The 7,370-nt window shown below is 70.7% G+C and carries 7 protein-coding genes; 5 read left to right on the top strand and 2 right to left on the bottom strand.

Going from position 1 to position 7,370, the window contains the following annotated elements; genetic code table 11:
* Positions 1-27 precede the first annotated feature (27 nt).
* The 3 genes from ACH4ZA_RS35650 to ACH4ZA_RS35660 all read left to right on the top strand — a co-directional run bounded on the left by ACH4ZA_RS35650 (position 28) and on the right by ACH4ZA_RS35660 (position 2,576).
* Complete coding sequence (locus ACH4ZA_RS35650) at positions 28-1,650, top strand: acyl-CoA carboxylase subunit beta (protein ID WP_319275514.1); 1,623 nt, start codon at positions 28-30, stop codon at positions 1,648-1,650.
* A 2-nt stretch (positions 1,651-1,652) separates the two neighbouring features.
* The gene (locus ACH4ZA_RS35655) at positions 1,653-2,057 is read left to right on the top strand and encodes an acyl-CoA carboxylase epsilon subunit (RefSeq protein WP_319275512.1); all 405 of its coding nucleotides are present in this window, start codon (positions 1,653-1,655) and stop codon (positions 2,055-2,057) included.
* 321 nt (positions 2,058-2,378) lie between these two features.
* Positions 2,379-2,576 (top strand): hypothetical protein, encoded by a 198-nt coding sequence (locus ACH4ZA_RS35660; protein ID WP_319275510.1) that lies wholly within the window; start codon positions 2,379-2,381, stop codon positions 2,574-2,576.
* Between the two features lie 273 nt (positions 2,577-2,849).
* On the opposite strand, the gene ACH4ZA_RS35665 is transcribed toward ACH4ZA_RS35660, so the two are convergent.
* Together ACH4ZA_RS35665 and ACH4ZA_RS35670 are read right to left on the bottom strand one after the other, a co-directional pair.
* Complete coding sequence (locus ACH4ZA_RS35665) at positions 2,850-4,463, bottom strand: hypothetical protein (protein ID WP_319275508.1); 1,614 nt, start codon at positions 4,461-4,463, stop codon at positions 2,850-2,852.
* A 291-nt stretch (positions 4,464-4,754) separates the two neighbouring features.
* Positions 4,755-5,672: an MBL fold metallo-hydrolase gene (locus tag ACH4ZA_RS35670; protein ID WP_319275506.1), complete on the bottom strand. Its 918-nt coding sequence runs from the start codon at positions 5,670-5,672 to the stop codon at positions 4,755-4,757.
* A gap of 195 nt (positions 5,673-5,867) precedes the next feature.
* On the opposite strand from ACH4ZA_RS35670, the gene ACH4ZA_RS35675 reads away from it, so the two are divergent.
* Together ACH4ZA_RS35675 and rfbA are read left to right on the top strand one after the other, a co-directional pair.
* Positions 5,868-6,308: a nuclear transport factor 2 family protein gene (locus ACH4ZA_RS35675; RefSeq protein WP_319275504.1), complete on the top strand. Its 441-nt coding sequence runs from the start codon at positions 5,868-5,870 to the stop codon at positions 6,306-6,308.
* Between the two features lie 14 nt (positions 6,309-6,322).
* Positions 6,323-7,237 carry a glucose-1-phosphate thymidylyltransferase RfbA gene (gene rfbA, locus ACH4ZA_RS35680; RefSeq protein WP_398433301.1) on the top strand — a complete coding sequence of 305 codons (915 nt, stop codon included), beginning with the start codon at positions 6,323-6,325 and terminating at the stop codon, positions 7,235-7,237.
* Positions 7,238-7,370 lie beyond the last annotated feature (133 nt).

The following is a 7,370-nucleotide window of genomic DNA, read 5'->3' on the forward strand; positions in this document are numbered from 1 at the left end:
TCGACATGTCGCAACGAAAGGGCATTCATGCTGACGTCAGTCGCCGAGTCGGCCGGGAGCGCGATACTCCCGGACGACCTCGAGGAGGCCGTCCAACGCAACGACCTGCGGACCCGCACCGAGGAGCTCGCCCGGCTCAAGGCGGTCATCCGCGAGGGACCGAGCGTCGAGGCGACCGCAGCCCAGCGCGCCAAGGGCAAACTCACCGTCAGGGAGCGCATCGAGCTGCTCTTCGACGAGGGGACGTTCGTCGAGATCGAGGCGTTCCGCAAACACCGGGCGACCGCCTTCGGACTGGCGAACAAACGCCCCCACACCGACGGGGTCGTCGTCGGCTGGGGGCTGGTCCACGGACAGAAGGTCTTCGCCTACGCGCACGACTTCCGTATGTTCGGCGGCGCCCTGGGCGAGGCCCACGCCGCGAAGATCCACAAGCTGATGGACATGGCCCTCGCCGCCGGCGCCCCGCTGGTCAGCCTGTGCGACGGGGCGGGGGCCCGGATCCAGGAGGGCGTCACGGCGCTCGCCGGGTACGGCGGGATCTTCCGCCGCAACGCCCAGGCGTCCGGCGTCATCCCGCAGATCAGCGTGATCCTCGGACCGTGCGCGGGCGGGGCCGCCTACTCGCCCGCGCTGACCGACTTCGTGTTCATGGTCCGGGACGTGGCCCAGATGTTCATCACCGGCCCGGACGTCGTCCAGGCCGTCACCGGCGAGCACATCAGCATGAACGGCCTCGGCGGCGCCGACGTCCACGCCGGCGTCTCGGGCGTCTCCTCGTTCGTCTACGACGACGAGTACGCCTGCATCGCCGACGTCCGTTACCTGCTGTCGCTGCTCCCCGCCAACAACCGGGCGCTGCCCCCGGTCGTCCCCTGCACGGACCCGGTGGACCGCAGGAACGACGCCCTCCTCGACCTCGTCCCGTCGTCGGCCAACCAGGCCTACGACATCCTGAAGGTCATCGAGGAGATCGTCGACGACGGCGAGTACTTCGAGATCCAGCCGAACTGGGCGGGCAACATCGTCTGCGCGCTGGCCCGGATGGGCGGCCGGCTCGTCGGCGTGGTCGCCAACCAGCCCATGGTCTCGGCGGGGACCCTGGACATCGACGCCTCCGACAAGGGCGCACGCTTCGTCCAGATGTGCGACTCGTTCAACATCCCCCTGGTCACCCTGGTCGACGTGCCCGGCTTCCTGCCGGGCCGTGAGCAGGAACACCAGGGGATCATCAGGCACGGGGCGAAGCTGCTCTACGCCTACTGCGTCGCCACCGTCCCCCGCATCCAGCTGATCCTGCGCAAGGCGTACGGCGGCGCCTGGATCGTCATGGACTCGCGTTCCATCGGAACCGACCTGTCCCTGGCCTGGCCCACCAACGAGATCGCCGTGATGGGGGCCGAGGGCGCGGCGAACGTCATCTTCCGCCGGGAGATCGCGGCCTCGGGCGATCCCGAGGGGACCCGGGAGCAGTGCATCCGGTCGTACCAGGAGGAGTTGATGCACCCCTACTACGCGGCCGAGCACGGTCTGGTCGACGACGTCATCGACCCCGCGCACACCCGGGAGACCCTCGTGCGGGCGCTGGAGATGCTGGAGGGCAAGCGTGCCTCCCTGGCGCCGCGCAAACACGGCAACCCCCCGATGTAGCCGTGACCGCGGACCCGTTGTTCACGATTCGCTCCGGGCGGCCGACCGATCAGGAGATCGCCGCCCTCACCGTCGCGCTGCTGACCCGCCTGCACCGGTCCGCCGCGGATCCGTCCGCGGTGGCCGACTGGGCACAGCGCCTCACCCCCGACGTGCCGGCCGTGGCCGGCCTGGCGGACTGGCCCGGCCCGGACCGGCCCGCGGCGACCGTGTGGGGGCGCCGCCCGGACGCCGGCCCGGCCCGCGGCGGCTGGGGAAACCCGTCCGCCGCGGACACACCCCCAGAAACCGGCTGGGGAAGCCTGCCGGACCCGCAGACCCCGCCCACCCCGGAGCAGCCCGGTACGTCGGGTCGGCACCAGGGCCCGTCTTCGAAGGTCACCGGTTGTGGATCGCGGTGGGGGTGACGTCGGGTTTCCGCCCCGGCGGCGGCGAAGGGCCGATGGTGTGATCGGGAATCCGGTCACACCGCCGGCCGCTTCACCGGTCACCGGCGCCCGGCGCGGCCCGAACTGGACGGGCAGCCCGTCGCCCGTCGCCCGTCAGAGCGTGCGACGCCCCTTCAGCGGAGGCCCGTGTCGCACACGACCGTCACGTCTGTGTACTCACCGGGACGGACGGCCACGTTCACCGAGTGACAGAAATACGTGCCTGAGGCACGGGCCGTCACGACATACGCACCCGGCCGGAGCGAATGTCTGAACCGCCCCTTCTGCCCGCTGTGCAGGGTGGAGACGACACCGTGCGTCGACTGGTCCCGGACCTGGACGGTGGCCGCCGTCGGCGTGCCCTGGCAGCCGTCCGCCCTCTCTTTCCCGGAGATCCCCTCGACCGGGCAGTGGGGCCACGAGACGACCACGCCCCTCACTCCGGATGCCGCACCGGGAGTCGCGGACCGGCCGGGATGCTGGCTGCCCGGGCTCTGACATCCGAGGACGAGCGCTGCCAGCGCGACGCCGAGAAGACATTGCCGCCCGGGCCGCCGGCGCGCTACCAGGGCGCCTGGGAGATGGGGTGGTGGGCAGTGGATCGGTCGAAGCGCCTGCACGTGCGCGCTCCTCCCCGCCGGAGGACGTCTCGCCGGCTGATAGCGGGTTTTCCGTCATCAACTGTAGAAAGCCGCGCGACCTCGCGCACCACCTGGAGGGGTGCGCGGGCACCCCTCCAGCCCCGGAGCGGGGATCAGGTCCGGCGGTGACTCAGCAGTGACCGAGACGCCCGATACGTGATCCCCACTGAGTGGGGGTCGTGTGCCGCTCGTTGACCAGCCAGGCGCTCTGGCCGTGTCCGCTGCGACACTGGTCGCGGACGGGGTCGATGGTGACGGCCGAGTAGTCTCCCCAGCGTTCGATGGAAGCGGGGGTGGGGTTGTAGGGGGCGGTCGCCTCCGCGAAGGTTGTCCCTCCGGTGACGTTCACCGGATCGGTCGCGAAGCGGCTCGCGCCCTTCACCCTGGCCTGGTGGACGTCGGCGCCGAGAACATCGGTTGCCGACCAGGTGAAGAACATCCGCCCGATGGGGTTGTCTCCGGTTCGCCCGACGGACGAGCCGACCACCGCCGGGTTGAAGTCGTCAGAGTCACCGGACTCGAGAACCAGCCCGGAACGGCCGGCGGGCACGGTGGCCGTGGTGGTGTCGATCTGGTACCACCTCGGGGTCGGGAATCCACCCCCACCCGTGGCGATCGTGTGCACGTTGAGCAGCTGATCGCCGATCTGGGTGCTGGCGTTCTGGAACCGACCGTCGAGTGCGTCGAGCCGGTCGGTCGCCCCGGGCTGGCGGGCGGCGGGCGGTGCGGCGAACGTCGGCACCGGCACATCGACCGCCGGAGCGATGGTCGCGTCGGCCGTTCCCAGGCCCCTGGCACGGAAGAGGCGAAGTGCGCCGGGTGCGGTGACACTGGCTGACAGGAGGAAGGCGTCCGGGTTGCGGTCCTCGACGATCGGCGGGGCGACGGTCCCCGGGTTGCCCAGATTGAAGTACGGAACCGAGAATCCGACCCCGCGGTAGACGGCGGACTTGGGGATTCCGAACGCCCGTGTGCGGAGGTAGGCGTCGGTCGGGTCGAAGATGCTGCCCGTGATGATCACGGCGTCTTCGTTCAGTCCGAGCTGCGGATAGTCGAAGAAGTCCGTTCCCTCCGGCACGTCCATCCGGTAGACGAAGAAGGAGCCCGTGGGGTCCGACGTCGTGGACACCGCGAGGAAGACGTTCTGGACCGTCGTGTTCGGCTCCGGGAACGCCTCCGCGACGACGATCCACCGGTCCCGCTGCTTGTCGTAGACGACGCGCGGGTCGAAGATCCTCGTCGTCGTGTACCCGAAGAAGCTGGCGAACGACACGGTCGCCACGTTCACGCCGTCCGACTTCCTGAAGATCCCGAGGCCGGTGCCGTTGGTGACCTCAACGAAATGCCGCAACCCGACCGCGCCGTGAGTGTCCGGCGGAAGGTCGGGCAGCGTTCCCTGGTTGAGGCCTTCGAAGCTTCGCCGGACGGCCGGCGGACGGGCAGGCGAGGTCTCCTGACCGCCGATGTCCGGGCGCTTCTGCGGCTGCACGTCCCGCGGTGCGCCGAGTTGCCGGGCGGTCTCCGTCCGGAGAGCTCCCTTGGCCTCCCTGGAGTCCTCGCTCTGGGCGTTCCCTCGAGGCGTCACCACCCTCGCTGCAGAGGCCTGGATGTGCTCCGTCGCCACGATGACGTCGCCGTGGCCTGCCTGAGCGCCGGTCGCTGTCTCCGGCACCGTGAATCCCAGCACGAGCAGCGCGGCCGCGAGGGGCAGAATCCGACGGTATCTTCGCCTGGTCGCCGACACGGCACCTCCTCTCCCGTATAGCCACGTACGTGGCATAGTGAAACTTTTGGACATCATGGTCGGCTGATGACGTCATACCGGGGCATTGACGTGTCTCAACCGCTCAACCTCACCCGCCTGCTCTCCGGGAGTGTCGAGAAGCGAGCGTGCGTGAGTCGGTCCTGGGTTCCTTCGTTCACCGACCGCCCAGGCGGGATGCGGCCGACCACGCTGCCTCGGTCGTCCGCCTCGGTCGTCTGCCTGGGTCGTCCGTCGCGGTCGTGGGCTGGGGTCGTCCGCCGCGGGCGTCGTTCAGGCGTGGCACACCGGGAGACCGCCGTGGAACTGCGTCATCTCCCCGAAGGCCGTCGCCACGTCGATCGGCGCGCCCGGCACCGCTCCGGCGAGCTCGGCGTAGGCGCGGTGCAGGTTTCCGACGATGCGCTCGGCGTCGAGGAAGGCGGCCCAGGCGCCCAGTTCGGTGGCCCGGGCCGTCTCCAGCGCCGACCGTCCGGCGCGCAGCCCCTCTCGCGCCACGTCCAGCAGCCAGCTCAGGTACGCGGCGGTCTCGTCCAGCAACTCCGCGCCGCCGACCGGCCCGTGACCGGGCACCACCGTCTGCGCGCCGAGCGCACGCAGCCGCCCGATCGCCTCCAGCGACCCCGTGACCGAGCCCATCAGGCAGAACGGGGTGCTCCCCGACCACACGACGTCCCCGGTGAACAGGACCCCCTCGTCGGGCAGCCACACGACCGTGTCGCCGGTGGTGTGGGCCGTCCCGGGGTGCAGCAGCGCGATGCGCCGGCCGCCCGAGTGGACGGCGGCCTCGTCGCCGCGATAGGTCACGTCGGGCCCGAGGACCGGCGTCTCCCCCCACTCCACGTCCGGCCACAGGCCGCGCAGCCCGGGGCCCGCGGCTATCTGGTCCCGGGCGCAGTTCTCGTGGGCGATGATCGTCGCCCGCGGCTTGAAGTAGGAGTTGCCGAACGTGTGGTCGCCGTGGAAGTGCGTGTTGACGAGGAAGTCCGGGCCGGCCGGCGCCAGCGCGCCCACCGCCTCGGCCAGCACGCGGGTACGGCGCTCGGTGGCGGCCGTGTCGACCAGCACCGCGCACTCCCCGTCGAGGATCAGCCCCGCGTTGTTCAGGCACCACCCGCCGTCGGGCTGAATCCAGGCGTAGACCGACGAGGCGACCTCGCGCATTTCCGACCGGACCTGTTGCAACGTCATTCCGAACTCCGTTCCCGGTGCGAAGAAAGTGCCGCGACAATTTGTCGGAAGGATGGCCCGAACGGCATGAGCCCCACTGGAACACCCGGTGAGTCCGGCTTCGGGGAATTCCGGTGCAGCGGTAGTCCAGTCGGTTTCGAGCTGCCCGGAGAACGCTTCCGGAGAAGGAAACCCATGCCCGAGGAGGAGCACACCGTGGCTACGCAGACCGCTGAGCGGCAGAAGGTGACGGCCGAGGAGCACGTGGAGATCCTCGGCTTCTACGCCCGACAGTGCCGCCTGATGGACGCCCTGAAGATCGAGGAGTTCGCCGACACCTTCACCGAGGACGGCGTCATCGACCACGCGCACCGCGGCGAACGCCTCGCCGGACGTGCGGCGATGGTCGCGGCGATGCAGGCCGCCCTCCCGCGGTACCGGTCGGTCGTGCCCCGGCACTGGTTCGACCACTACCTCGTGGAGAAGACCGCGGACGGCTGGCGGGTGGACTACGTCTGCCTGGTCACCCGGACCGACGCCGCCGGCAAGGTGGACTTCGAGCCGACCTTCACCGTGGTGGACGAACTGGTGCGCACCGAGACCGGCGAGATCCGGACCCGGGAGCGCGTCATCGACCAGGACCGTCCGGCCGCCTGAGGCGGGCGACCACGATGAAGGGGATAGTCCTCGCCGGAGGCACGGGGACCCGGCTGCATCCGATCACTCTGGCCGTGTCGAAACAGCTCCTCCCCGTCAGTGACAAACCGATGATCTACTACCCGCTGTCGGTGCTCATGCTGGCCGACATCCGGGAGATCCTCGTGATCACCACACCCACCGACATGCCGTACTTCCAGCGGCTCCTCGGCGACGGCTCGCGGCTGGGCATCTCGCTCAGCTACGCCGCGCAGGAGAGCCCCGGCGGCCTGGCGCAGGCGTTCACCATCGGGGCCGACTTCATCGGCGCCGACCCGGTGGCCCTCGTGCTGGGCGACAACATCTTCCACGGCTCGGGATTCCGGGAGCTGCTGCGCCGCAACGCCCGTGACGTGGACGGCTGCGTCCTCTTCGGCTATCCGGTGCCGGACCCCGAGCGGTACGGCGTCGGGGTGACCGACGCCGAGGGGCGGCTCGTCTCGCTCGAGGAGAAGCCGGCCGAACCCAAGTCCGACCGGGCGATCACCGGCCTGTACTTCTACGACAACGACGTCGTGGACGTGGCCAAGAACCTGACCCCGTCGCCGCGCGGCGAACTGGAGATCACCGACGTCAACCGGTGGTACCTGGAACGCGGCAAGGCCAAGCTCATCGAACTCGGCCGGGGCTTCGCCTGGCTCGACACGGGCACCGCCGAGTCGCTGCTGAAGGCCGGCATCTACGTGCAGGCCATGGAGGAGCGCATGGGGGTGCGCATCGCCTGCCTGGAGGAGGTCGCGCTGCAGATGGGCTTCATCGACGCCGACACGTGCCGACGGCTGGGCGAGGGGATGAAGTCGCCGTACGGCAGATACGTGACGGAGGTCGCGGCCGAGGCCGCCGGAGTGGGCTACCGCCGCCGGCTCGTCGGCGCACAGCGAGGGGCCTGACGCCGGCGGATCGCCCGGGACGGGCCGCCACGAGTGCGGAGTGGGGGGGGGGGGCCCCCCCCCCCCCCCCCCCCCCCAACCCCCCCCCCCCCCCCCCCCCCCCCCCCCCCCCCCCCCCCCCCCCCCCCCCCCC

This window comes from Streptomyces sp. NPDC020597, assembly GCF_044335095.1.
In the GTDB taxonomy this organism is placed as follows: Bacteria; Actinomycetota; Actinomycetes; order Streptomycetales; family Streptomycetaceae; genus Streptomyces.

Excerpts from the sequence above, each read along its gene's own strand:
- ACH4ZA_RS35670 (WP_319275506.1), bottom strand. The coding sequence starts at position 5,672 with ATGACGTTGCAACAGGTCCGGTCGGAAATGCGCGAGGTCGCCTCGTCG.
- rfbA (WP_398433301.1), top strand. The coding sequence starts at position 6,323 with ATGAAGGGGATAGTCCTCGCCGGAGGCACGGGGACCCGGCTGCATCCG.
- ACH4ZA_RS35650 (WP_319275514.1), top strand. The coding sequence starts at position 28 with ATGCTGACGTCAGTCGCCGAGTCGGCCGGGAGCGCGATACTCCCGGAC.